Source organism: Streptomyces sp. 2114.4 (assembly GCF_900187385.1).
Classification (GTDB): domain Bacteria; phylum Actinomycetota; class Actinomycetes; order Streptomycetales; family Streptomycetaceae; genus Streptomyces; species Streptomyces mooreae.
Genome location: NZ_FYEY01000001.1, coordinates 5,939,276 through 5,965,204 on the forward strand (window position 1 = coordinate 5,939,276; position 25,929 = coordinate 5,965,204).

The 25,929-nt window shown below is 69.5% G+C and carries 19 protein-coding genes; 10 read left to right on the forward strand and 9 right to left on the reverse strand.

Going from position 1 to position 25,929, the window contains the following annotated elements:
• Positions 1-407: 407 nt before the first annotated feature.
• The 3 genes from CFW40_RS26240 to eccE all read right to left on the reverse strand — a co-directional run bounded on the left by CFW40_RS26240 (position 408) and on the right by eccE (position 5,724).
• Positions 408-3,311 carry an SCO5717 family growth-regulating ATPase gene (locus CFW40_RS26240; RefSeq protein WP_088800338.1) on the reverse strand — a complete coding sequence of 968 codons (2,904 nt, stop codon included), beginning with the start codon at positions 3,309-3,311 and terminating at the stop codon, positions 408-410.
• Between the two features lie 341 nt (positions 3,312-3,652).
• Positions 3,653-4,498 carry a hypothetical protein gene (locus tag CFW40_RS26245; protein WP_088800339.1) on the reverse strand — a complete coding sequence of 282 codons (846 nt, stop codon included), beginning with the start codon at positions 4,496-4,498 and terminating at the stop codon, positions 3,653-3,655.
• On the reverse strand, positions 4,498-5,724 hold the full coding sequence (gene eccE / locus CFW40_RS26250) for a type VII secretion protein EccE (protein WP_088800340.1): 1,227 nt from the start codon (positions 5,722-5,724) through the stop codon (positions 4,498-4,500). The genes CFW40_RS26245 and eccE overlap by 1 nt, the downstream gene beginning before the upstream one ends.
• A 345-nt stretch (positions 5,725-6,069) precedes the next feature.
• Here eccE and CFW40_RS26255 point away from each other — a divergent pair, with 345 nt between their 5' ends.
• The 7 genes from CFW40_RS26255 to CFW40_RS26285 all read left to right on the forward strand — a co-directional run bounded on the left by CFW40_RS26255 (position 6,070) and on the right by CFW40_RS26285 (position 13,588).
• Positions 6,070-7,689, forward strand: a complete 1,620-nt coding sequence (locus CFW40_RS26255; RefSeq protein ID WP_088800341.1) for a type VII secretion protein EccB — start codon at positions 6,070-6,072, stop codon at positions 7,687-7,689.
• 387 nt (positions 7,690-8,076) lie between these two features.
• On the forward strand, positions 8,077-8,400 hold the full coding sequence (locus CFW40_RS26260) for a WXG100 family type VII secretion target (protein WP_088800342.1): 324 nt from the start codon (positions 8,077-8,079) through the stop codon (positions 8,398-8,400).
• Positions 8,401-8,522: 122 nt separating this feature from the next.
• On the forward strand, positions 8,523-8,816 hold the full coding sequence (locus CFW40_RS26265; protein WP_006602760.1) for a WXG100 family type VII secretion target: 294 nt from the start codon (positions 8,523-8,525) through the stop codon (positions 8,814-8,816).
• A gap of 200 nt (positions 8,817-9,016) precedes the next feature.
• Positions 9,017-10,273, forward strand: coding sequence for a type VII secretion-associated serine protease mycosin (mycP, locus tag CFW40_RS26270; RefSeq protein ID WP_176956380.1), 1,257 nt, complete (start codon positions 9,017-9,019; stop codon positions 10,271-10,273).
• Positions 10,274-10,293: 20 nt separating this feature from the next.
• A complete protein-coding gene (locus CFW40_RS26275) occupies positions 10,294-10,641 on the forward strand; it encodes a hypothetical protein (RefSeq protein ID WP_088800344.1) in 348 nt (115 codons plus the stop codon).
• A gap of 40 nt (positions 10,642-10,681) precedes the next feature.
• Positions 10,682-12,187: a hypothetical protein gene (locus CFW40_RS38750; RefSeq protein WP_088800345.1), complete on the forward strand. Its 1,506-nt coding sequence runs from the start codon at positions 10,682-10,684 to the stop codon at positions 12,185-12,187.
• Between the two features lie 90 nt (positions 12,188-12,277).
• Positions 12,278-13,588: a S8 family serine peptidase gene (locus CFW40_RS26285; RefSeq protein ID WP_088800346.1), complete on the forward strand. Its 1,311-nt coding sequence runs from the start codon at positions 12,278-12,280 to the stop codon at positions 13,586-13,588.
• 174 nt (positions 13,589-13,762) lie between these two features.
• On the opposite strand, the gene CFW40_RS26290 is transcribed toward CFW40_RS26285, so the two are convergent.
• Positions 13,763-14,791 (reverse strand): PE-PGRS family protein, encoded by a 1,029-nt coding sequence (locus CFW40_RS26290; protein WP_176956379.1) that lies wholly within the window; start codon positions 14,789-14,791, stop codon positions 13,763-13,765.
• A gap of 213 nt (positions 14,792-15,004) precedes the next feature.
• Positions 15,005-15,334, reverse strand: coding sequence for a WXG100 family type VII secretion target (locus CFW40_RS26295; RefSeq protein ID WP_256331284.1), 330 nt, complete (start codon positions 15,332-15,334; stop codon positions 15,005-15,007).
• Between the two features lie 399 nt (positions 15,335-15,733).
• Between CFW40_RS26295 and CFW40_RS26300 the strand changes: the two genes are divergently transcribed.
• Positions 15,734-16,033, forward strand: coding sequence for a hypothetical protein (locus tag CFW40_RS26300; protein WP_088800348.1), 300 nt, complete (start codon positions 15,734-15,736; stop codon positions 16,031-16,033).
• 91 nt (positions 16,034-16,124) lie between these two features.
• Here CFW40_RS26300 and CFW40_RS26305 read toward each other — a convergent pair whose 3' ends face one another.
• From CFW40_RS26305 to CFW40_RS26315, 3 genes are all read right to left on the reverse strand, one after another.
• Entirely contained in the window at positions 16,125-17,456 is a 1,332-nt protein-coding gene (locus CFW40_RS26305) for an SUKH-4 family immunity protein (protein WP_088800349.1), read from the reverse strand.
• Positions 17,453-19,687, reverse strand: a complete 2,235-nt coding sequence (locus tag CFW40_RS26310) for an ATP-binding protein (protein ID WP_256331283.1) — start codon at positions 19,685-19,687, stop codon at positions 17,453-17,455. Before CFW40_RS26310 ends, CFW40_RS26305 begins: the two co-directional genes overlap by 4 nt.
• A 343-nt stretch (positions 19,688-20,030) precedes the next feature.
• The gene (locus CFW40_RS26315; protein ID WP_088800350.1) at positions 20,031-20,438 is read right to left on the reverse strand and encodes a hypothetical protein; all 408 of its coding nucleotides are present in this window, start codon (positions 20,436-20,438) and stop codon (positions 20,031-20,033) included.
• A gap of 238 nt (positions 20,439-20,676) precedes the next feature.
• On the opposite strand from CFW40_RS26315, the gene CFW40_RS26320 reads away from it, so the two are divergent.
• A complete protein-coding gene (locus CFW40_RS26320) occupies positions 20,677-20,985 on the forward strand; it encodes a hypothetical protein (RefSeq protein ID WP_088802377.1) in 309 nt (102 codons plus the stop codon).
• Positions 20,982-21,782, forward strand: a complete 801-nt coding sequence (locus CFW40_RS26325; protein WP_088800351.1) for a WXG100 family type VII secretion target — start codon at positions 20,982-20,984, stop codon at positions 21,780-21,782. Before CFW40_RS26320 ends, CFW40_RS26325 begins: the two co-directional genes overlap by 4 nt.
• Before the next feature lie 151 nt (positions 21,783-21,933).
• On the opposite strand, the gene eccCa is transcribed toward CFW40_RS26325, so the two are convergent.
• Positions 21,934-25,890, reverse strand: a complete 3,957-nt coding sequence (gene eccCa / locus CFW40_RS26330) for a type VII secretion protein EccCa (RefSeq protein WP_088800352.1) — start codon at positions 25,888-25,890, stop codon at positions 21,934-21,936.
• Positions 25,891-25,929: the final 39 nt, after the last annotated feature.

The following is a 25,929-nucleotide window of genomic DNA, read 5'->3' on the forward strand; positions in this document are numbered from 1 at the left end:
CCCGCTGGCCCGGTCTTTTCCTCCGTCCGGTCCTCCGCCGGCCCGGCGTCTCCCAGCTGGTCTTCCCCCCCCACGTTTACCCCCCGGTTCCCCCCCCGGTTTTTTCCCCGCCGCCCACCCCCCTTCGGGGGTGGGCGGGTGTGGAGGTGCGGTATCGCCAACTCGGGGTGGGCGGGTGTGGAGATGCGGTATCGCCAACGCTGCGTTGGACGGTGCGCAGGTGCGTATCGCCACTTCGGGGTTGGACGTATGGAGATGGGCGTCCCCAACTCGGCTGATTTCAGGCGCAGTTCGGCTGAGAGGGGTTCACTCGTCCGAGGGATGGCGTGCTACGGGGCGGGGCCCGGCATCTCGCTGATGCCGGGCCCCGCCCCGTAGTGCGCTATGGCCGTGCCGCTACGCCCGCCTCACTGCGGAGGCGGCTGCTGCTGCCATCCCGGCGCCAGGCCGGGGTGTTCCGGCTGCGGTGCGTCCGGAGCCGGCTGTTGCTGCTGCCAGTGGGCCGGCGGCTGGGCGGGCTGCTGGGTCCAGCCGCCCTGCTGCTGGCTGTAACCGGCCGGCGGCGGTGGCGGTGTGCCCTGCTGCGGCTGCTGCTGCGGCTGGCCCTGCTGGGCGTACTGCTGCTGGGCGTAGGGATCGCCGCCCATCTGCTGCTGCGGGTACATCCCCGCCGCCTGCTGCGCCCGCGTGAAGTCCTCGGCCACCAGGGCAGAGAGGTTGAAGTACGCCTCACGGGTCTTGGGCCGCATCATGTCCAGGTCGACCTCGGCGCCGGCGGCGAGATGTTCGTCGAAGGGGACGACCACCACACCGCGGCAGCGGGTCTCGAAGTGCGACACGATGTCATCGATCTTGATCATCTTGCCGGTCTCGCGGACACCCGAGATGACCGTGATACCCCGCTGCACCAGGTCGGCGTAGCCGTGCGCGGAGAGCCAGTCCAGGGTGGTGCTCGCGCTGCTCGCACCGTCCACGGACGGGGTGGAGATGATGATCAACTGGTCGGCGAGATCGAGCACTCCGCGCATCGCGCTGTAGAGCAGACCCGTACCCGAGTCGGTGAGGATGATCGGGTACTGCTTCCCGAGGATGTCGATCGCCCGTCGGTAGTCCTCGTCGTTGAACGTCGTGGAGACCGCGGGGTCCACGTCGTTGGCGAGGATCTCCAGGCCCGAAGGTGCCTGCGAGGTGAACCGGCGGATGTCCATGTAGCTGTGCAGGTGCGGGATCGCACCCACCAGGTCACGGATGGTCGCACCGGTCTCCCGCCGCACCCGTCGGCCGAGCGTGCCGGCGTCCGGGTTGGCGTCGATCGCCAGGATCTTGTCCTGTCGTTCGGACGCGAGGGTGGAGCCGAGCGCGGTCGTCGTGGTGGTCTTGCCGACACCGCCCTTGAGGCTGATCACCGCGATCCGGTAGCACGACATCACCGGCGTACGGATCAGCTCCAGCTTGCGCTGGCGCTCCGCCTCCTCCTTCTTCGCGCCCAGCTTGAACTTGGAAGGCTGGGCGTTGGCGCCCGGCTTGCGCTTCTTGGGCTGGTTGCGCAGCAGCCGGTCGGAGGTCAACTCCACCGCGGCGCTGTAGCCGAGCGGCGCACCGGGAGCGGCCCGCTGCTGCGGCTGCTGCTGACCCGGCTGCGAGTATGACGCGTAGTTCGCCGCCGCGTTGGGGTCGCCGGCCTGCTGGCCGGGGAGCGGCTGGTAGGCCTGCTGGGGCTGCTGGCCCTGTTGAGCTTGCTGTGCCTGCTGCTGCGCCTGGTGTGCCTGCTGCTGGGCTTGCTGTGCCTGCTGCTGCGCCTGCTGGGCGGCCTGAGCCTGCTGCGCCTGCTGGGCTTGCTGCGCCTGCGCCGCCTGGGCCTGTGCCGCCTGCTGGGCGGTGGCCTGCTGCTGGCCGTAGTGGGCCTGCGGCTGCTGGGGGTACTGGCCCTGCTGCGGGTAGCCCTGCGCGCCGGTCTGCGGATAGCCGTAACCGGACTGCTGCGCCGCCGCGTGCTGCTGCGGCTGGCCCTGCTGGGGGTAGCCGTACCCCGACTGCGGATAGCCGTACGCGGGCTGCTGTGAGCCGGGGACGCCCTGCTGCTGCGGGTAGCCACCGTGCTGAGCGTGCTGCCCCTGCGGATAGCCGGCCTGCGGCTGCTGCGGCTGCTGCGGCTGCTGTTGCTGCTGAGCCGGTGCCTGCTGCTGGCCTTGCTGAGGCTGTTGGGGCTGCTGGCCCTGCTGGGCGGCCTGGGCCTGCGCCTGAGCCATCCGCGGGTCCGCCGGCTGGAACTCCGCCGGCAGCGGCGGCAGGGTGCCCTGCCCGGGCACCCCCTGCTGCAGGCCCTCGGCCGCAGCGCCCCACGGAGCACCCTGCTGAGGCGCCCCCTGCTGCGGAACGCCTTGCTGAGGTACGCCCTGTTGGGGCACGCCCTGCGGAGGCGTCTGCTGCGGCATGCCCTGCTGGGGCACGCCTTGCTGCGGCATGCCCTGCTGGGGCGCGGCCTGTTGCGGCTGCGGCTGCGGCTGCGGCTGGGCCGGTGCGGGCTGCCCGCTCTGCGGCGTGGCCTCGGGGGCGGGCTGGGCGGGGGTCACCGCCTCCGGGGCCGGAGCTCCCCCCTCGGCGGCGTACGGCGGCTGGGCGGCTTCGGGCTGCGGCACTGCGGTGGGCGCGGTCTCCGGGGCCACCGCGGGTGCGGCGTCGGCCTCGGGCTGCGCCTCGGCCTCGGACTGTGCCTCAGCTTCGGGCTCGGCCTCGGGTTCGGACGCGTTCGCCGCCTCCGGTGCGTCGTTCCCGTCGTCGCCCCAGAGGGACATCGACGGGTCGACACCCGTGCCCGAGCGGCGATTTCCGGCGTCCGCACCGTCGTCCGTGGCCGGTGCGGCCTCCGCGGTCGGCTGGGGGCCGGGAGTTGCGGTGGCCGGTGCGTCGCCGCCGGCGGCCGGTACGTCATTGCCGGTGTCCTGCGGGCGCAGGGTCGGGAAGCTCGGCGGGGCGGCGTTCACGGGCGGCGGGGTCGCCGGTACACCCTGCTGAGGAATCCCGGGCACACTCTGCTGCGGCGGAATTCCGGGCGCCCCCTGGGCGGGCCCGGGCAGCGGCTGGCCGGTGGGCGGGCCGAGCGGGGGCTGGGCGGCGGCGGGCGGAGCGGTGGGCGAAGACGCAGGAGGAGTCGCGGGGGAGGCGGCACTCGCGCCCCCACCACTGGTGTCGTTGCTCGCGTACCAGGCCGGTGCGGCGAAATCGATCTTGAACTCACCGGTCAGGTCGAACTCGGACTGGTCGTCGTCAGGATCGTTTCCGTCCGGACGGAAAGCCTCCTGCTCGTTCACTGTGCCTCCTGGTGTACTGCAACGCACCTGAACGGCAGGACCGGATACAGGCGGATCGATCGGATGTAGCGGAAGTCGGAACACACCACCCGGGGTTGCGCCAACACTAACTGTCTCCGTCCCCGTTTCGACTGCCGTCGTGCTGTGCTCCTGCGGCTCTCCCGTACAGCCTAATCAAGACTCGGCACATCGCGGCAGTCGGTGCCATATCGCTCGGGGCCCCTCGGCACGCTGACGGGCGCACCCGTGGGTGCGCCCGTCACGCCGTACCTGCGGCCGGTGGTGTCCGTGCGGTACACGGCGCCCCGAAGGGCAACCGGCCCGCAGCGTCCGTCAGTCCCTCAGTCCATGCGGCGCGGGCCGCCGAGCAGGTTGGTCTCCGCTTCCGTCGGCTGGGTCATGACGAACTGGTGGCCGTCGCGCGAACACCACAGCATGGCGTTGTCGCTGAGCGTCGGCAGCACCGCGCCGACCTGCTCGGGCAGCCGCATGATTCGCGTCACAACCTCGGTCTCCTCGGGCGAAAGCCGCTGCAGACCGACCAGGTCGGCGCGGCTGAGCATCTGCGGCGACCGCGGCCCGAGGAAGGGCAGTACGGTCAGCACCGACTGCCAGGGGCTCGGGGCGAGCTGATTGCGCGGCGGCCGTGCACCCATGTCCCGTACGACCAGCACCGGGCTGGAAACCGACGGCCCCTGGGGCGCGATCTGACGCACATCGTGGACGGAGACACACTGCTGCCCGCCGCCCGCGGCCTGCGCCATCTGCCCCCAGGCCGGCGGCCGCGCCGTCTCGACCGCGACCCGCGCGCCGGTGGCGACCGTACGCAGCGCCAGCACCTGCGCCATCCACATGCTGCCGACCAGCGCGATCTCCATGGGCGCCGGCCGCAGCAGGCTCAGCACGGCGGGCTGGTTCTGCGGGTCGATGCCGATGACCACGCCGTCGTCACCGACCGGCAGGGTCAGCGAGGCGAGCGATTCCGCGGTCAGGATGTGCGGGCTGCGCCGCGGGCCGCGCAGGCCGAAACCGGGCCGGGGCTTGGGGCCGTTCGGACCCGACTGCCCCTCGTCCGGACGTGGCTGGTGCGAGAGGCGGCCGCCACCGGTGACGCCGCCCGCGACGGGGGGATTGCGCCAGCCGTTGCCGCTGGTGTTGACGCGGGGCTGATAGGTGGGAGAGGCCATCAGCGGGTACCTCCGAGGGGAAGCGTGGCCAGCAGGCCGGGCAGCTGCTCCCGGTCGAGCCGTACGAGCCCGACCTTCACGGAACCGGAACGGCGCTCCAACTCGCTCTGCGCGGCCGAGAGTTCGTTCTCACTGCGGGTGGAAAGACGGACGTAACCCGAGATGGCCGGGGCGCGGCCACCGCCGTGCGTGGCGGTCAGCGTGAAGGTGCTGGCCATCGCCCTGGTGCTGGTCAGCAGCTGGGTGATGGCCGCCAACGGGGCCCCGCCCTGCCCCAGTTGGGGCCAGCGGCCGATCCAGTAGGTGGTGTGCCAGCGGTCGTCGCAGCGCATCGCCCGGGTCGTCTCCTGGGTGCGGCGGGCCGCCCGGCCGTCGCGCCCCATCGCCCCGTTGGCGGCCCGCGGGCTGACGCACACCGCGGTGCCGATCGCGGCCACGACCTCGCGCTCGGCGAGCACCTTGGCGCGTACGCCGTGTGCGGTCAGCCGGCTGACGAGCTGGTCGGCGGCGCGCAGGAGCGACCGCTTGGCGCCCTCCATCCCGCCGCCGCGGGCCTCGATCGCCTCCGAGCACAGCTCGGGGTCGAGCTTGAGCGCGATCCAGGTCAGCTGCAGCGCCGGGGTCTGCGACTGGGCCTGCAGCGGCGCGTACGAACGGGCCGCGACGGCCTGTTCGGGCAGGTGCGGCGCCGGCGCGGGCTGACTGTACTGAACGAACTGCACCGATTCGAGGTGGATGTCCTCGATGTCGAGCGCGGTGTGCAGCACGTCGAGCGGCAGCATGTGACTGCCGCGCTGTGGCCGCAGCGGCTCGTCACGGGCGTCCACCTGGACGAGGGCCGTCAGGAACGTCCCGTCACCGACGAACCCGATGGCGCGCTGGTCCGACTCGGTGGTGAACTCATAGGTCCGCAGGGCCGGTTCGCACTCCACCACCGGCGCGAACGCGGGGTCCACGCCCTGCGTCGCCGCGAGCGCGGAGTTGCTGTCCTTGCCGCGCCGCTTCATGGCGCGCACGGTCGTGATCCATTCCGGCAGCGGAATCCTCCGCCGCCGGCCGAGCGCGAAAATGACCAGAAGAGCCGCGATCACAATGGCCGCGGTCAGTGCGGCCGGATGGATCGTCCAGCCCACCAGCACCAGTGCCGCGGCGAGTTCGATGATGGCCAGCTGCTGGACGCGCACCCCGCCGATGGTTCCGGCCTGTTGGCGCAGCCGCGGTGCCACCGGACCGGCCGGACGGGCCGCGGAATTTCCGCCGCCATTTCCTCTGTTGCCCGAAGCTGTGCCGTTTTGGTCAGCATTTCCCGCGTATTGCGGGGCAGCGGAAGGCGGTTGCTGCTGTTGCCGCCCATTGCGGCGTCGAGCCCTGGTGGCGCTGGACATCCCCCGGCCTGCTCCTCTACTGGTGGTGTGGCCTCTGGACGTGTCGGTCGCCCGCTGAGACTGGTGCGTTGGAAGGTGGCACCCGTACCGTACGGGTCGATCGACACACGGCATAGTAGAGGGCGCTACGGCGTGAGTGCCGGGGGCGGTCGAGGTAGATCCGACAGGCGGGGAGAGAAAGCAACAATGGCATCACGTCGGGACGAGCTGAATGCGTATTCGTTTGCTCGAAAGCGCACGAATGCGGCATTTCTGAAGCCGCTGCCGAACGGATCGATCGAGAGTGCCCCCAAGCCGCTCAAGGCGGTGGTGCCGAGTATCGTCATGGGTGTCGTGATGCTCGTGGGATTCGGTGCGTGCGGCATTCTCAAGCCGGTTGCGCCGCAGGGCTGGGACGAGGTCGGCAAGAATGTCGTCGTCGGGGACGAATCGACCACGCGGTACATCGTCCTGGAAAGCCACCACCAGAAACTGCTGCATCCCATCCTGAATCTCGCCTCCGCCCGGCTTCTTATCGACCCGAACTTCAAAGTCGTCAAGGTCAAGGAATCCGAGCTGGACGGAAAGCTTCCGCACGGGCCCGCCCTCGGCATTCCGTACGCCCCCGACCGGCTGCCCTCCACCAAGGACGCCGACAAGCCGAAGACCTGGGCGGTGTGCAACCGCCCTGGCGCCAGCGTGAACGCCAAGCCGCAGCAGGCCGTCTTCGTGCTGGCCGGCAAGGACAAGAAGCTCGTCGAGGGCAAGGGCAAGCTCGACGTCCATCAGGCCCTGTACGTCGAGGACCCCCGCGGCAAGAGGTGGCTGGTCGACAACAACGGCATGGCCTTCGGGTTCAACTCGACCCGTATGGGCGGGTGGTCCGGCAGCAGGGCGGACGGCGACGCCCTTCTGCGCCGTATCGTCTTCGGCCCCAACACCCAGCCGCAGAAGGTGTCGCAGCAGTACATGGACACCCTCCTCACCCTCCCGGACCAGCTGTCCATCAGCATGCCGCAGGTCGAGCAGGCGGGAACGATGACCACCGATCCGAAGGTCCCGGCGAAGGGCAAGCGGGTCGGCTCGATCCTCGAGGACAGCGACGGCCAGAAGTACGTGGTGGAGAAGGACGGCGTCGAGCAGGTGACGAAGTTCGTCGCCAGGCTCCTGGAGCAGGGCTCGAACGCGAGGAAGCTGCACTCCGACGGTTCGCCGATCGTCCCCGTACCCGTCGCCGCCAGCAGCATCTCCCCCAAGAAGGATGACGCGGGGAACCTGACGACGTACCTGGGGAAGACGTTCGGCGACTTCGATTCGCCGTGGCCGAAGGAGGCGGTCTCCGCGGCCAACAACTTCGCTTCCCAGAACGGCGGGCTGGTCACGCCCACGCGCAGCGGCGTGTCCTGCAGTGTCTACAACGGCACCAACAACAAGTACCCGGGTGGCGAGGAGAAGCAGCTCGGTTACCCGAACGGTGTGCCGGACATGCAGACCTGGGTCGGCAAGGACTACCCGGCCAAGCTCGCCAGCGGCGCCAGCTCGTACGTCACCCCCGGCAGCGGCCTGCTGTACACGGAGGTGCCCACTCCCCAGGCGAAGAGCGGCAGCCTTTTCCTGGCCACCGACACGGGGCTGCGCTACTCCGTTCCGCGGAACAACGACGGCGGGGGCAAGGCAGGCAACGAGAAGCAGGAAGTCGACCAGTCGATGCTTCACCTCGGCTACGGCGGCACACACCCGCCGCTGATTCTGAAGGCCTGGTCCTCCCTGCTCTCCGAGGGGCCGGCGCTGGACATCCGCAGCGCCAAGAAGCCGCAGTCGTCCTGAGAGGCGCCAGGGCCTGAGGGCTGACGTTCTGAGGGGTACGAGGTCCGCGCCGGTTCCGTCACGGGAATCGGCGCGGACTTCGGTGTCCGCATTCCGTGCACCGTGGAATTCACCTCCATCGCCGTGGCCTTCCGGATGCGAGCTTCGTTACTTCCGTACGCCCGGACCTGACCGATAGCATCGCTTTCGTCCGGTTCTTTTGAACGGCGTTTCCATGGCGGCCAGTTGACGATGTTGTGATCCCGTCACAAGAACCCTCCCCCTGTTGGGAACAGGCATATGGAGTGGTTAAAGTAGCCAAAGGCGTCAGCAGGAGATGCCTACCGCGCGAGCGCCTGTGGCGGCATGCCGCGGTACGACGTACAAGTCTCATGGGGGACGTTGACTATGGCTGGTCAGCAGTACACAACCACCGAGGAGGAGATGGTCGCGTTCAGCGGCAAGATCTCCTCGGTCAACCAGTCGATCCAGGGCGAGATCTCTCGCCTGAACACGGTCGTCGACACCATCACGTCTGGTTGGAAGGGTGCTGCGGCCTCCTCGTACAACCAGCTCCAGTCCCAGGTGAACCAGGACGCCACCCGTCTCAACCAGCTGCTGGGTGAGATCAAGGAAGCGATCGACGCGACCACGAAGAACTACTCCGCCTCCGAAGAGGAGCAGCACCAGTCGATCTCGCACATCTCCGCCTCGGCTTCCCCGTTCGGATGATGGGGCCGCGTCGCTGACCGCGGCGCAACGGCCCACCGCCACAGCCCGGGCTCGCCGGTTCGTCCGCCGGCCCGCTGTGGCACGTGCATCGACCAGGCTTCATCAACTCCTGAGGAGACACCATGTCAGGCCAGATCCTCGTTAATTTCGCGACGATCTCGCAGGCCAGTTCCGACGTGCGCGGTACGGCCAACAACATCCGCCAGCAGCTCGACGACCTCGAGGCGGGCGTCAAGAAGATCGCCGCCAGCTGGGAAGGTGCGGCGCAGGAGGGCTACCAGGCCCGCCAGCGCGAGTGGGACCAGCGCGCGGCCTCCCTGCACTCGACGCTTGAGGCCATCGCCAAGGCGCTGGACCAGGCCGCCCAGAACTACCAGGCCACCGAGCACAAGAACTCCGGTATCTGGGCGGGCTGACCTCACGGCAGCAACGGTACGGATAGCGACCGGCTGAGCAGCCCGAAGGCTCGCACAGTGGTCAATGAGGGCGAGCGCGCTGCAACAGTGCGCTCGCCCTTCTGCCGTCCGATACCGCCTCGCAATATCGCCGCCATCTCCTCCGCACCGCCCCTTTCTCCGCCGTTTCCTCACTCCTCGCCCCGACCGTTCCGTCACACATGGAGAGCAGACAACCCGTGGGATCTCGCGCCATTGGTCATCGAGCCGGGCACCGTCGCCGAGCGGCGAGCGCACTGGTGTTGGCGGTGTGCATTGCCGGCCTGTCGAGCGTGACCGCCGCGCCGGCGATCGCGGACGAGAACGTGCCGCTCAACAGCGGTGAGTGCAAGTTCGGCACGGACAACATCGCAGAGACCCCGTGGTCCCTGCAGCGCCTCCTGACGAATCAGCTGTGGGCCAACGGAATGAAGGGGCAGGGGATCCGTGTCGGCGTTATCGACACCGGTATCGACGACGGTAACCAGCAGCTGAAAAGCGCAATCGGCAGCGGCGGTAAGACCTTCGTCCACGGCAAGCCGACCGAGGACAAGGTCGGCCACGGCACCAAGGTCGCAGGCATCATCGCCGCCCGCCCGGTCAAGGGTTCCGGCTTCTTCGGGATCGCGCCCAAGGCCACCGTCATCCCGTTCCAGCAGACTTCGGACGAGAAGGCCGGGACCGCCGACAGCCTCGCCAGGGCCGTGGACAAGGCCGTGGCGGAGGACGTCGACATCATCAACATCTCCCAGGGAACCGGCGCGGACCCACGCCTGCTGCCCACCCTCGAGCAGTCGATCGCCCGCGCCAACACCAAGGGCATTCTGGTGGTCGCCTCGGCCGGCAACGGTGGCGCCGACGGCGGCGAAAAGAACATGTACCCCGCCGCGTACTCGAACAAGTACCCCAATGTCCTGGCCGTGGCCGCCTCGGACCGCAACAACGAGCGCGCGCCCTTCTCGCAGTCCGGCCCCTTCGTCCAGATCGCCGCTCCCGGCGTCGACATGGTCTCCACGGTCCCCGACGGCGGCAACTGCGTCGACCAGGGCACCAGCTTCTCCGCTCCCTACGTCACGGGAGCCGCGGCCCTTCTCAAGGCAAAGCACAAGGACTGGTCGCCGCAGCAGCTCATCTGGCATCTCGAGCAGACCGCCGAGCGTGTGGGCAGGGGCCGGGACAACTTCATCGGCTGGGGCGTCGTCGACCCGGTGGCAGCTCTCAACGACGACACCGAGCCCACTGCCGAACCCAAGCCGGACAAGCCCGCGAACGTGGCTGACGGCTCCGATATCCATCCGGTCGCGGTCACACTCGGCGAAAGCCCCGAGGACCGGCGTGCCCGGGTGTCCGTCTACATTGTCGGCGGCGGACTTCTGGCCGTCGGTACGGTGGTGGGCTGTGCCATCGCACTTCGTGACTGGCGTCGGAAAACTTCATAGCAAACACGGGGAGGCCAAGGATGGCTAACGATTCCTACCGCGTCGATCTTGACAGGCTCGATGAAGTCGTCAAGAAGCTCAACAACGTGCTCAAGGACATGCAAAGCGCCTCGGGCAAGGCGAAGAGCGGGACACATCTTCCGGCAGGCTCGCTGGGCAAGGGCTTCGAGGAGGAGGGCGAACTGCGGCAGACGCATGCCGACATGAAGACCTTTATCGAGACGGATGTGCTCGGTAAGCTCGAGCGTTTGATCGGTGATCTTCAGAAGAAGACCTCGAAGGCTCATGGCGCTTACCAGGACCAGGAGCAGGACACGAGCAACGCGATGAAGAAGGGCCAGTCTTCGTCGCACAACAACTACTCCTGAGCGGCAGCCATGAGCTCACAGAGGAAGAGGGGGCAGGGACGTGGGTAGTTATGCGGATAGCAAGTACGCACCACAAGACAAGTGCTACGCAATCGAAAACACCACGAAGTTCTACAAGATTGACTTCACGTCGCTGAAGGCCATGGTGTCCGACGCAAAGCCCGAGACGGTCGCCGGGGTGGCTCACGCCTGGGAACAGGTGCACAACACGCTCGTGGTAGACAACGGTGGTGGCATTCGGGCGTACTTCGACAAGGCCATCGACGAGGTCTTGCAGCACTGGGAGGGCGACGCTGCGCAGGCGTTTCGCGTGCGTGCCAAGAGCATCAGTGAGAGCATCGGCAACGGCGCTCTGTATGCCAAGCGTGTAAGCGACGGCATGGGCCGTGCGAATGAGGCACTGAGCGCATACAAGCAGCACCTCGATGGTATGGAGATGCCCGACTGGGGCGACCGGGCGTGGGACTGGGCGACGGACCACATCGAGCGCCAGGACAAGAACGCTGACGCGCAGCTGGCAGGGGGAAAGAGCGCCACTCAGGTCGTTAAGGACAATGAAGACGATCTGTCGGCGCAGAAGGAAACCCAGCTGAAGGCTGCGGCGACCATGGAGTACCTGGGTGCCGCCTACCGGACCAATGCGGTAGCAATCGGGAAACCCAAGCGCGTGGGTGTTGACGACGACCCATCCTCCATCCCGCCGCCGGACAACCCGGGTGTCCCTCCCGTTCACTACCCCTTGCCAGCAGTTGTCACCAAGCCCAAGGGAATGTCGAAGGGGTCCATGAAGCCCATGGAGAAGGGGCCAGGCTTCTCGGGCGACGGCGTGAAGACGCCGGGGATCAGCGGGGGTATCGGCAACACGATGCCGGCCCCGGGCTCCCTGACGCCGCATGTGGGCACTGGTCTTGAAAGCCTGAATCCTCCGCAAGGCGGCGTGGGCCCCGGCGGAGGCAGCGGAGGCATCCCAGGCGGTGGTGGTATCGGCCCCGGCACCGGAGGCATGAGTGGTGGCACCGGCCCTGGCGGCGGCACAAGCCCCGGTCCCGGGGGGCTTCCCGGTGTGCCGGGCGGCATGAAGGGTGCCACTGGTGGCCGTACTGGTGGGACCACGGGGAGCGCCGGTGGTCGTACTGGCGGGACCACCGGCCCCGGTGCCGCCGGGCGTGGGACCGGACGTGCCGGCATGCCAGGTATGGGTGGCGTCGGTGCGGCAGGCGGCAAGGGCGGTGCCAAGGGCGGGGGAGCCGGGCGCGGCCTTGGCCTCGCTCGCCAGAAGGGTGGCGTCATCGGTGGCGGCACCGAAGGCAAGGGGACCGGTGGCTCCCAGGGCGGCTCGGGTCTGCACCGCAGCCGTGGTGGCGCCCAGGCGGGTGCCGGGGCATCCGGGAGCCGGCGTTCGGCAGGGATGTCCGGGATGCATGGCGCCCATGGGGCCAAGGGCAAGAACGACAAGGGGCAGAACGGTGAGCGGCCGGACTACCTTGTTGAGGATGAGGAGACCTGGGCGACCGAGCGAGATGTGGCTCCGAAGGTGATTGAGTAGCTAGCCTTCGGGTGTGACAGCGGCGGAAACGAGTTGGGCCCGCAGTCTTCGGGCTGCGGGCCGCAACCTGTTGAGGAGAGGTGTTGCAGCATGAGCTTCACGCGGACGCTGCGTGCAGTTGGCGGCGTGGCGGTGGCAGGAGCACTGCTCTTCACCGCCGCGCCGACCGCTTCGGCGGACTACATCAGGGACGGGCAATGGGCGCTAGATGCGTTCAATCCGCAAAAGGTGTGGAAGGAGTCGACCGGCAAGGGCGTCACCGTGGCGGTCATCGACTCCGGTGTCAACGGAGACCACGTTGACCTCAAGGGCAATGTTCTCCCCGGGAAGAGTTTTGCCGGCGACGGCGGTACGGCAGATCACGAATCCGGTGATGATCACGGTACGGCCATGGCGGCCCTGATTGCAGGCCATGGACACGGGCCCAATCATGCCGACGGAATCATGGGTCTGGCACCGGATGCGAAGATTCTGCCGATCAAGAGGAACGAATCGGTAGGCGGCCCTGAGACCCTCATCGACGGTCCGATTCGGTACGCAGTTGATCACGGCGCAAAGGTCATCAACATGTCTTTTGCGGGCGCCCCTCTGAGTTACGACGAAAAGAGTGCAGTCAACTACGCCCTCAAGAAGGACGTGCTGCTGGTTGCTGGTTCCGGTAACGATGGCTCCAGCAAGCCTCTCTACCCCGCCGCGGCGCCCGGCGTTTTGGCTGTAGGGGCAGTGGGGGAGGACGGAAAGGTCCTTTCTCGGTCAAACTACGGCCCCCACATCCGTTTGATCGCTCCCGGCGAGAAGATCTACTCCGCCGGCACCTCCATGAAGTACCGGCAGGCCACCGGCACCTCCGACTCAACGGCCTATGTGTCGGCGGCCGCAGCCCTCGTCCGCTCGAAGTTCCCCGACCTCACCGCGGGCCAGGTCGCCAATCGCCTCACGAAGACGGCGATCACCCCGGACGGCAAGACGGGCGTCACGTCTCCTGACCCCAAGTACGGCTACGGAGTGATTCGCCCGTACCGGGCCCTCTCGGAGAATATTCCGGCAGGCCCGAAGAACGGTCCGCTCATCATGCCGAAGGACACGGAGCCGTCCGCCGGCGCCGGCGCCGATGCGCCTGGGGGGAGCCCTTCGGCGAGCAGCGGTGCCGAGGAGAGCAGTGGCGTGAGCCCCCTTGCGGTTGTCGGTATCGCGGTGGGTGTGCTCGTTGTGCTGGGGATTGTCATCGGCGTGATCGTCGCCAACAAGAAGCGCCGCAATGGTCCGCCTCCGGGTGGTGGGGGCTTCGGCGGTCCTCACGGTGGTGTGGGGGTTCCCCCGCAGTATCCCGGCGCCTACCAGCAGCCGGGTGGCCCTGGTGGGTACCAGTCGGCACCGCCCAACTACCCGCCTCGTCAGTAGAGACGCAGGCCTGCAGGCTTGGTGAGCTCATCCGCCGGTATCAGTCGGAGCGCGACGCCAGACCGCAGCCAGACCGCAGCCAGATCGCAGCAGGGGTGGAACCGCAGTTGGTGACCGCGGTTCCACCCCTGTTGTGGTGCGGGGAGCCGAACGAACGAGCCGGTACCGAATCGCTCAGCCGAACACCGAACGCACCTCGTCCGTGATGTCCTGGTGGCGGGTGGCCGCGCCGCCCGTGCGGCGGTCGACATGGCGCTGTGCGTGGTCCAGGCCCCGGTTGGTGAGGTCTTCCTTGGCGTGGTCGACATAGGTGGTGGGGTCGGCGAGGCTGGTGACGCCTTCCTTGTACTCCTGGGCGCCTTCCTTGATGCCGTCGACGTATTCACCGGCTTTGTCCTTGCCGATGTCGGCGGTTTCGCCCCAGTCGATTCCGTCACGGGCGCCGAAGTGGCTTTCGATGCCCTGCTGGGCCACGTTCTGGGCCATCTCCGTGGCGGCCTCTTGGGCCTTTGCCTTGCCCTCTTCGACGATCTTGTCCCTGGCGATTTCCTTCGCCTGATCGATGACCTTGTCCTTGACGGTCTCCTTGACCGTCTTCTTGACGTAGTCCGCCGCGATTTTGCGGGCTTCCTTCGAGACGGGCTTCTTCGCCATCTTTTTGATGGCATCCATGGTGGCGTGCTCCATGGCCTTGGTGGCCGCCTCCATGACCTCACGTTTGATCTTGTCGAGGATCTGGCGGACGATCAGGCGGGTGGCCTGGGTGGCGCCCGCGGCACCGAGCTCGGACAGACCCAGGGTGAAGGGTGCGGCGGCCTGTGCCGCGATGAGCTCGGTGGCCAGCATGACGAGCTGGACGATGACGGCGATTTTTCCGGCGAGAACGGCGAGGGCGGCGGCATCGAAGGCGACGGCGATCACCTCGGCCGCCGCGGCGGCGTCACGAAGGTAGTGGTCGCCGCTGTCCCCGCCGCCGGAAAAGGAACCCCATTCGTGGGAAAAGCCCTCGATCGCCTCTCCGGAGTTGGCGGAGACGACCTCACCGGCTGCCGAAGAGCCCTTGGTGGACGCTTGATTGACCGCCTCGGCGAAGTTGCGCCAGGTCTGGGCGCACTCGTGGAGCTTGTCCTCGTCGGCATCCGGCCAGTTGTAGCCGAGCAAATCCAGGACCCAAGCAACCTCGCTTGGCAGCGTCAATGACACAGTGATCGTCCCCCGTGCAGTGGTAGCCGATTGCGGAGCGCAATGGCGTCGGTGAAGGAAAGCGTGAGAGGGGTGGCGGCGGTGGCCCGTGGGGAGGCCCTGCCGCTGCTCGGCCGCGCCCTCGAGGCGCTGCGGGAATGCGTCCGGGAAGGGCCTCGGCTGCTTTTCCCGGTGCCCCGGCGCCCGGGTTCATGGGCGGGATGCCTACCGGCGTCAGATGGCGGGGCGGCCGACCGTCCTGATGGTGTGGATTCCCTGCTCGTCGGATGCGGTGTACGAGCCGGCCATGTTCTGGAGCTTGTCGCCGATGTTTTCGAGGCGTTCGCCCAGGGAGTCCATTGATTCGAACATGCCGTCCCTGAGAGGCGTGTAGATCGTTTCGAAGATGTCGCCGAAGTCGCAGTTTTCCCAGGGGCTGCCGAGGCCTTCAAGATCATCCTGGAGCTTCTTCGACGCCTTGGAGAAATCGCTGCCGATGTGGACGAATGCGTCGCCCTGCCTGCGCAGCACATCCGGATCGACGTCAAATGCCTTGCCTGCCACCCTTGCCCCCGGTCATGCGTCGTCCGTAAATACCTGTCGCATCTTCAACGAACTACACATTAGGCGATCTGAACGCAAGCATGTCAAGGCGAGGTGTGTGGAGGGAACGTGGGCATCCTGCGGCTCAATTGCTCGCGAATGCAGTGGAATTGACCGACCTGCGGCATGGGTGAATCGCGCGTGAGGGGGCGTGGGGGGTGTCCCTCGGTCCGTGTGCTGAAAGGGCAGGTTAAGTATTGGTGTGTGGTCGGTCAATTATTCGGGACCCGGGGCAGGGGCAGGGCGTTGCGGCGTCAACCACGGACCTTGCCGTATGGGCCGTACGGGTGGGGCCGGCAGGTTGACGGTTGGGGGGTGTGCGGCGGCCCGGCGATTACTCGTCCCGTAGCATTCCCGCTCATGGACGCAGCCGGTGCCAAAGAGCCCCTTCCCGAGAGCCGAGTGGGGTTGACGCCCCGTCAGGCCAGGCGCATACGCATCGTCCTGGCCTCGGTGCTGATGGCCGCGATGGCGGGGGTGCTCGTGGTGCGCCTGGCGTCGCGCACGTCGGTGCTGGTGGTCGGGGTGTACGGGGCCGCGCTGGTGCTCTGTGGCGTGGTGATCGAACTCAGCCGGAACGGACGGACCCGCCTCGGCACCTGGTTGCTGGGCATCGGCCTGGCGGCCGCACTGGCCGCCGACTGGCTGCTGCTGCCCTGAGGAGTTGCGGGAGGCGCCGAGCGCCGGACGCATTTCCCCACCCGGCCCCACCCCGCCCCATCCGGCCCCTCACACGGCCCACGCACTGCCCTCAGAACAACCCGTGCCACATCTGCTCGATGACCAGCGACCACCAGTTGCCGTCGTCATCCAGCGCCCAGGAGTCGATCGCCGCGATCTGTTCCTGGAAGGCGGCGACCGCGGCACCCGCCGCGTACGGATCCATGCCCTGCATCTGCCCGCGTGTGGTGGCCAGCAGGGCGAGTGAGCGCAGGTACGCGGATGCGGTGCGGTTGACGAACCGGCCGCCGCCCGACGACGGCTGGACCGCCCAGACGGTGCCGACGAGGCTCTGGTTCCGCTCCGGAGCGGTGCACTGAACGGCGAGTGTGTAGAGGCCGTCGGTGCCGAACCGGACGTAGCCGGCGAGGGTCGTCAGGGTCTCTTCGCGCGCTTGGGTGCCGGCTTCCCGCAGGTGGGCCGCCACGTCCGTGAACAGTCCGCCGGCCGGCGGGGCGTCGTAGCGGTCGGCGGTGAAGAAGTACGGGACCTGGGCGGGCAGTCCGGCCCAGATCAGGGTGTTCTTCGTGGCCTCGGGGAGCTGGGTGGTGGCGAGGTCGTCGGCGTCCGGGCGGTGGACGCCCTGGGGGCCGAAGACCTCCACGAGGTGCTTGCCGAGGGCCACGTCCCGCATCGGTGGCGCGGCCTCGACGCGCTGCGGCACCGGCAGCCGGTGCGGCCGCGGCGGTGCGGGCCGGCCCGCCAGCTGGTGCATCATCTCGACGTGCCGCAGCAGCCCGGCGACGCCCTCGGCGCGCTCCTCGGGACGCATGCCGTAGCCCTCGGTGCAGGAGAAGGTGGCGTTCGGGAAGGTGCGGAGGAGGAAGTCGCCGGGGTAGCCGCCGGGCAGCAGGGCCGACCGCAGATCGGTGTGGACGGCGCGGACGTGCGCGGGGTTGATGCCCAGCCGCCGCAGTTCGTCGTGGAGCTGGTACTCGGCGGGCGGCTGACCGGGGGCCGAGACCCGGGCGAGGCTGGTCTCCTCGCCGGTGGACGGGTCGTTGTAGGTCGCGACGGCGGTGTTGCCGGGGCCGGTGGCCGGACGCTCCGCGGGCGCCGAGGGGGCCGTTTCGGTACCCGCGCCGTGCTTCTGCCGGTACATCCGTACGACCTCCTCGACCGGCACCGACGGCCACACCGTCAGTTCGCCGGACGCCCGGTCGACCACACCGCAGGCGGCACCGACCTCGGCGGGCGGGCGTCGCTGCCCGGTGTGCGGGTCGGCCTCCGGAGGCGGCGGCACCGCCCACACCACCCAGCCGAGGTCGAACTCCTGCAGGGCCACCTCCCGCGGCGGGCCCTGCTGCCCCTCGGGGTTGAGCCAGCGGGCCGCGGTGGCGTGGGCCTGCGCCTGGGTGATCACGAGTGGTCTCCTTCGAGGCCGCCGAGGCCGTCGAGGCCGTCGGACGAAGCGGAGTCAGCGGTGCCGGTGCGCTGGGCCGGCACGGAAGGCACGGGCGCGGGAGCGGGAGCCGCGGCGAGGATCTGCCGGGCGGTCACACCACGCGCGGTGGCGACGACCAGCACACCGTCCGGTGAGAGATCGGCGCCGGTGAACGGGGTGTCGGAGAGCAGCGCGGCCACCACTTCCTCGTCGGCGCGGGCCCATACCCGCAGAGAGTCGGCGCCGCGGCTGAGCCCGAAGGGCGCCGCCTCCCGGGCCTGTGCGGAAGGCAGTTGCACCAGCGCCGGATCGGCGTCGAGATACCCCGGACGCAGCAGATCGTGGACGAGGAGCGCCCGACCGCCCGCCCCGGAGTCGTCACCGTCCGGGCCGGGCACCGTACGGGCCCCGGGGGTCCCCTCGGGGACGAGGAAAGCGGCCACGGGGCGGGGAGCGGCGGCGGGGGACGCCGGTACCGGCCCGGCGCCGCTGCCGTCCGGGCCCCCGGCCGCGCCCGCCGTCGCCCCGTCCCCGCCCTGTGCGGGCAGGGAACCCGTGGTCACGGCGCGGACGCCGACCAGCGGCACACTCCACAGCGTCCGCCACGGGAGGGTGAAGCCGAGCGTGTGCAGCGCGTCCGCGTATGCCACCAGCCCGTCCTCGACGAACGCGGACTCCAGGAACGCCGCCCGCAGATCGGCCGGTGCCTCGGAGCGGGTGAGCAGCGGGGCGGTGCGCAGGTACGTACGGGCCGGCGCGCCCAGCTGCTCCAGCGGTACGGCTTCGATGGCGGCGCGCATCGTCACGGGGTCGGCGTGGGCGAACAGGCCGGGGTCGGTGAGGAGTTGGGGGAGGAGTCCGGCGTCGAGGGTGTGCGCCGCGAGATGGTCGCGGATGTACGGATCGGCCTGCGCCCAGTCCTGCTGCGGCACCGCTTCCAGCAGCGCCATGGCGATCTTGGTCTGGGCGTCGCGGACGTCCGGCAGACCGGAGCGGATCTCCTCGGCGATCCCGGGGTGCAGCAGACGCAGCAGCGTACGGCCCTCGCCGGCCCCGGAGCCGGCCCCACCGCCGTCCGCGGTGTCGCGCCTCTCCCCGGCCGCGGCCCCGCCCCCGTTACGGCCCCGGTCCCCGTCGCCGTCCCCAGCCCCGTCGTCGGTGTCCCGGGACGGCTCGACCGGCTCGATGAACGGCGCGGCCAGCAGCATGCCGTCGGCGAGGTCCCGGCTCATGTCCCGTCCGGCGACGGCGCTCGCCAGCGCACCCCACAGCTGGACGGGCAGCCCCTGGCCCTCGGCGAACGCGAGCGGCGCCAGCATCAGCCGCAGGGTCTGCGGATCGGCGCCCAGCCGGCGCGCATGCAGATCGAGCACTTCGCCGACGCTGCCGGGCAGCAGGGAGGCGTCCGCCGGATCGAAGCCCTCGGGCCGCACGATCAGCGACTGCACGGCGAGCTGGACGGTCAGCCGGTTGCCGTCCGCGCGCGTCGCGAGGGCTTCGGCGAGCGCCCGGCGCGCGGACGGGTCGGTGGTGTACGGGAGTTCCGGCGCCCCCGCGTCGGGCGTCAGCGCGGTCTCGGCGTGCCGCACCAGGCCCTTGGGGTCGGCCCACTCGGGCGCGTCGAGATCGATGATCTGCGCCTGGCCGGAGGGCAGCGCCCCGGCCAGCTCCGCGGCCAGTTCGCGCGGGACCTCGGCGAGCAGGTGGACCGTTCCGGTGGCGGCGAGCGGCCTGAGGACCTCCCGGACGACGCGCGCCGGCTCGTTCGCGGCGCGTACCGGACCGGCCCGGTCGACATCGGGCACCACCAGGGTCACCGGCTCTTCACGAGCGGCGAGTTCGGTGAAGATGTCGTCGTCGCGGTCGGCGCTCAGCCCGAAATGACCGGAGATGAGCCGCAACAGCTGTGCCGCGGTACGTCCCGCGGGGCTCGGTACGGCGGGCTCCGGGAGGTCGGGGGGCACCGTCGCCGGGTCCAGATCGTCCAGCGGCAACTGCTTGCGGCGGCCCGGGTCGCACATCATCAGGAAGCCGGTGACCAGGCGCGAACGTCCGCTGCCCGGGTTGCCGGTGAGCACGATGACGCGCGGCGCACCCGGCCACCGCATGCGCCAGGCCGCGAGCGCGCGGAGCACGGCGGTGCGACCGCCGACGTACGGATGTGGTGCATATCCGGCGGCCGCGGCTTTTCCTTCGCCTGAGGCGCTCATGGCTTCCTCGTCCCCGATCAATCCCGACTCCACCTTTGTGGATTCCTGCGTGTTCCGGCTCGATCCTATGATCCGTTCCGTACGCGGAGGGTGGCGTGGTGGCGACTGTTCCGTAACTGAAACCGGCAGGCCGGGGCCGGTGTGCGGCGGTCGTAACGGAAGACGGGCGGGGAAGCGCGAAGTGAGTTGTCCCCGGGGCCCGATGTGGAGAAATCGAGATCACCATGTGCGGAAAGAAAGCAGATCCGTTCCGAATGATGCGGCGGTCGATCTGCTTTCTTCCGTGGCGGTTTTCCGTGCGGGGTGAACGGATTTCGGTGACCGCCGGCGCGGGCGCCTCGGGTCAGTCCCGGTGCCCGCCGCTCCGGCCGCCGCGCCGCGGGGCGGTCACGAGGGCGCCGGAAGGGCCGTCACGCTCCGCGCGCTCCTCGTCCTCCTTGGCCTCCTGCTCCTTCTGCCATGCGGCGAACTTCTCGCGGGACTCCTCGCGCTCGGCCATGGTCTGGTTCTCCGCGGCCCGCCGGATCTCGTTCATCCGGTCGCCCAGGGCGTCCATGTACCCCGGCGTCGCGATGGCGTCCTTCATGCCGATACGCCCGGAGAGCACCTCCTGGGCCATCTCCTGGAGCTTGCCGCCGACATGGGGGTTGTCCGCCAGGACCTTCAGCGCCTTGCGCAGCCGGTGCGCCTGCTCGGGATCATGGGCGACGTCCATCAGGTCTTCGTCCTGGATCTGCCGCTCATTGCTCATGTCTGCCCCCTTGAATGTGATGGCACAGGCCGCGAGTGCGGCACCGGCGTGCCGAAGTCTAATGACGGGTGTGAACGGGGCGTCAAGGCGGGGGTTGTCGGTATTGCCGGATATTGCGGCATGCCGAATTCCGTGAGGCGCCGCCCGCCCGCTGCGCAGAGGGCTTCGGGCCTATTGCGAGTGTGCTAGACCTGAAGCCATGCCGGCAGGTAGCCGTCATGCAATTCGGGGAGAAATGATGTCCGATGAAGTCCGGCTCAGTACCGAGGAGTTGCACAGACTCGGTGCGACCTTCGAGATACGTGCGGAAGAACTGAGCCGGCAGCTTGCCGCATTCAGGCGGCGGGCGGATGCCGAGGCCCTGCGGGACGGATTCGGCAGCGACGAGGCGGCCCGGTCCCACCGCGAGCGGTACGAGCAGGCCGAGCAGGCGCTCGTCCAGCTGCAGCAGCGCCTCGCGGAGGTCGGCCGAGGCATCAAGGAGACCGCCGCGAATGCGCAGGCGGCCGAGGAAGAGCTGGCCGAGATGATGCGGAGCGTCCAGTGAGCGAGCGAGGAAATCCCGAGGCCCTGCGGGAAGCGGCGGCCGGCTGGCGGGAGATGGGCAAGCACCTCGACGGCCTGGTCCGCGATCTGGACCGGCACGTCGGCACCGCGGCCGCGGCCAACTGGCACGGCCCGGCCGGTGAGGCGTTCGCGGGGGAGTGGCACCGCCTCAAGCGGTCCGTCGACGATTCCCTGCCGGTCTTCGAACTGGCCGCCGCCGACCTGGAGACCGCCGCCGCGCAGCCCGCCGACGACCAGGCCGGCAAGGACCACGGCACACCACCGGTGCACCACGCGGCCGACGGCGCGCAGTCGTCGTCCGGCCCCGAGATCGCCTACGGCTTCATGGCGCTCGGCCAGCTCGCGAACGGTCTCGGCGGCGCGTTCGGCAGGCGCGGTGGGGGCGGCGGCCAGGGACAGCGGCCGCCCGTACGGCACGAATGGGCGACCTCCACGGCGGCGCAGGGGCCCGACCCGTTCGGCCCGGCGCAAGGCGGCGAGGCCACGAGGCGGGGCGGCGAGGGCGTCGCCAAGGGGGTACGGGGCCGGCCGGCCGGGGCGGAGTCGGAGCCGGGGCCGGCTTCGGCGTCGGCGCCGGGCCATGAACAAGACCTCAAGGCCGGGCCGCGGAAGAAGGAAACGGCAGCCCCCGCCGCCGAGCCCGCCCCCCGGGCCGCGGCGCCCACCACCGCCGACGCCCCGAAGCCCCAGGCCCCCGCGCCGTCCGGCGGCGACGCTCCCGGCAGTGCACCCGGCGGTCCCGGACCCGACATCACCCGCCACGGAGCCTTCGGCTGACGCATCCGTCCCGGCACGCCCGGCACGCCCGGCACGTACGTACTGCGCGGGCGCACCGGGCGCACCGGGCGCACCGGCCGCACAGACGAAACGGCGGTGGGGCGCCCCTCCCAGGAGGGGCGCCCCACCGCCGTTGTGGCGTACGGACCGGTCAGCGGCTGTTCGGCGGCAGCCAGCCCGTCTGGACCAGCTGCGCACCGCGCTTGCGCGTGATGAACGTCGCCCGTCCCGGCGTCAGGCGCTGGCCCTTGACGTTGCCCATCAGCGGGCCCTCGGCCGGGTCGGCGGACAGGATCAGACCCTGCGCACCGAGCTCCTTGGTGCGCTGCATCACCGGCTCGAAGGACGACCGTCCGGCGCCCGAGGAGCTGCGCGCGATGATCAGGCGCAGACCCAGGTCACGGGCGAACGGCAGGTACTCCAGCAGCGGCTGCAGCGGGTTGCCGCTGCTGGTCGCCACCAGGTCGTAGTCGTCCACGATCACGAACGCGTCCGGCAGGTCGTACCAGCTGCGGTTGCGCAGCTGTTCCGGCGTGACGTCCGGGCCCGGCATCCGGCGGCCCAGCGAACCGGCCAGACCGGTGATGACCTCCTGCAACTGCGGTCCCGCGGCGCAGTACTTGTACAGATGGCTCTCGGGGACCTCGCCGAGCAGCGCGCGACGGTAGTCGGAGACCACCATCAGCGCCTTGTCGGAGGGGTACCGCTCGGCGATCTGCTTGGTCAGCAGGCGCAGCAGCGACGACTTGCCCGACTCGCTCTCGCCGTAGATGACCAGCAGCGGGTCGGTCTCGAAGTCGATGAACGCCGGCGACAGCGTGGTCTCGTCGACCCCGATCGCGATGCCGTGATCCGGGTAGTCGTTGCCCTTGGGCAGCTCGTTGACGTGCAGCATCGTCGGCAGCATCCGCACCGCGGGGGCGGGCTCGCCCTGCCAGTGCTCGCTGACCGTCGACACCAGGTTCGCAATGCCCTCGCTCAGCGTCTCCGGGTCGCTCATCCCGTCCAGCCGCGGCAGCGCCGCCAGGAAGTCGAGCTTCTCGGGGGACATACCGCGACCGGGCTTGCCCATCGGCACGTTCTCCGCGCGCTTGCGGTCGAACTCCGACTCCATCGGGTCACCCAGGCGCAGCTCGACGCGGTTGAGGAGCTGGTCGCGCAGCGCGGGCCGCACCTCGGTGTAGCGCGCACCGGCGATGATCAGGTGGACACCGAAACCGAGACCCCGGGCGGCGATGTCCAGGATCACCGGGTCCATCTGCTCGTAGTCGGTCTTGAACGTCGCCCAGCCGTCGATGACCAGGAAGACGTCGCCCCACTTCTGGTCGGGGTAGGCGCCCGAGGCCCGCCGCTGGCGGTAGGTCCCGATCGAGTCGATGTTGTTGGCGCGGAAGAACTCCTCCCGCTCGTTGAGGATGCCGACGACCTCGGAGACCGTACGGCGCACCTTCTCCGAGTCCAGACGCGAGGCGACGCCGCCGATGTGCGGCAGGCCCTCCATGGTCAGCATGCCGCCGCCACCGAAGTCGAGGCAGTAGAACTGCACCTCGGACGGGGTGTGGGTGAGCGCGAACGAGGCGATGGCGGACCGGATCAGCGTGGACTTACCGGACTGCGGACCACCCACGACCAGGCCGTGACCGGCGCCCGCGGAGAAGTCCAGGTACATCACGTCACGCCGCTGCTCGAACGGCTTGTCCACCAGCGCGACCGGCACCACCAGCTTGCCGAGCGCGGTGTACTCCGGTGCGTGCACACCCCGTTCGGGCGTGACCGCGAGCGTCGGCAGCAGCTGGTTGACCGTGGGCGCCTCGTCCAGCGGCGGCAGCCACACCTGGTGCGCCGGCGGGCCCTGGCCCTGCATGCGCTGGACGATGACGTCGAGCACGGTGTCGGCCAGCGCGTCGTCCTGCTCCGGCTCGGCCGGCGCGACCGGCGTGGGGTCCTCGATGATCTGCTCGACGACCGGGGCCGCCGTGAACGGCACCGGCAGCCGGTTCGTCCGGCTGCCGCCGGCACCGCCGCCGGCACCGGGACCGCGGTACGGGCCCGAGACGTACGCGGCCTTGAACTGGACCATCGTCTCGGTGTCGTACTTGAGGATGCCGGAACCGGGGACGTTCGGCAGGTGGTAGGCGTCCGGCACCCCGATCGCGGTCCGCGACTCCGCCGCGGAGAAGGTCCGCAGACCCAGCCGGTAGGACAGGAAGGTGTCCAGGCCGCGCAGCTTGCCCTCTTCCAGGCGCTGCGAGGCGAGCAGCATGTGCACACCCATCGACCGGCCGATACGGCCGATCTGGATGAACATGTCGATGAAGTCGGGCTTGGCGGTCAGCAGCTCGGAGAACTCGTCGAGCACCATCACCAGCGAGGGCAGCGGGTCCAGCGGGGCGCCCGCGGCACGCGCCTTCTCGTAGTCGGTGATGTTGGCGTAGTTGCCCGCCGAGCGCAGCAGCTCCTGACGGCGCTGGAGTTCACCGGTGATCGAGTCGCGCATGCGGTCGATCAGCGTGACGTCCTCACCGAGGTTGGTGATGACCGCCGCGACGTGCGGCATGTCCGACATACCGGTGAAGGTGGCGCCACCCTTGAAGTCCGCCAGGATGAAGTTGAGGGTTTCCGAGGAGTGGGTGACCGCGAGCGCCAGCACCAGGGTGCGCAGCACCTCGGACTTACCGGAACCGGTCGCACCGACACACAGGCCGTGCGGGCCCATGCCCTCCTGCGAGGCCTCCTTGATGTCGAGCATGACGGGCTGGCCGTCCTTGTCGACGCCGATCGGCACCCGCAGCCGCTCGTGGAGCGTGCGCGGCCGCCAGGTACGCGACACATCGACGGAACCGGCGTCACCGAGGTTCAGCAGGTCGGTGAAGTCCAGGTTCGACAGCAGCGGCTCCTCGCCGTCCGCGCCGGAGCCCGCTCGCAGCGGGGCCAGCTGGCGCGCCAGCGCCTCCGACTCGGCGATCGACAGGGTGTCGCAGACGCCGTGGTAGACCGCGCCGCCCGCCGACTCCAGCACCAGCTTGCCCGGCCACACCTGGACGGCCAGACCGCCGCGGATCTCGTCCAGATCGCCCGGGACGACCTCCAGGATGGTGACGCCCTGCAGGCCCTCGGCCCCGGCGATCACCGAATCCATCGGCACCTCGCCGCCGTCCAGCACGACCAGCACATGCGGGGCGTCGGTCACCGGGGTGCCCTGCGGGTTGAACCGGCCGCGGCCCTCCAGCTCGTCCGCCAGCAGCTCCTCGATCTCACCGAGGTCACCGACGACCAGCCGGCGGGTGCCCGCGCCGTCCGTCGTCTTGTGCTGCACCTGCGGCAGCCACTTGGTCCACTCCCACTCCGCCTGCGCACCGGGCGCGGCGACGACGGCCACCACCAGGTCCTCGGGCGAGTGCAGGGTGCACAGCTGGGCGACGATGGCGCGCGAGGCGCCGTAGACCGTGTCCGGGTCGCCGGAGACGGTCAGGTGGTAGAAGGCGCGCAGCGAGACCGCGAGGGGCAGATCGTCCAGCTGCCCGTGCTTGTCGAGGAATTCCTTCATCGCATGCGCGGTGAGCGGCTCCAGCTCGTCGACCGGAGCGGTCTCCGGAGCCCGCAGGGGAGTGGCCAGCTGCTGCGGCCCCAGCCCCAGTCGCACCTGCCCGAAGTCCGGATCGCCCGCCCGGCGCTCCCACACCCGTTTGCCCTCGGCCACGATCGACCACAACTGGCTCGGGTCGGGGTGGGTGAACAGCTGCGCGTCCCGCTGCTTGCGCGCGGTGCGCCGCACCTCTTTCCGCTTCTGCGTAAGGTACTTGAGGTAATCCTGGCGCTCCTGAAGCATTTGCCCGGAAGGCCCTTGGCGGGCTTTGACGATCTGCACGATCGCCATTGCCAGGGTGGACGCCACCATAAAGCCGCCCATGATTTTCATGAACGGCTGGTTGCCCATGAACAAGAATCCCGCCGAAGACGCCATACCCATCATGGGCATAAGGGTCATCAGCATGTTTTCTGATTCGCCCTCACGCGGAAGCTCCGGGGGCGCCTCGAGTGTCACCTCCTCGGAGGGAACTTCGGGTGGCAGCGCGCGGGGCGGGCGCTTGACGATGACAACGCTCACCGAGGCATCAGTCCTTCATGCATCTCGCAGTCTCGGACC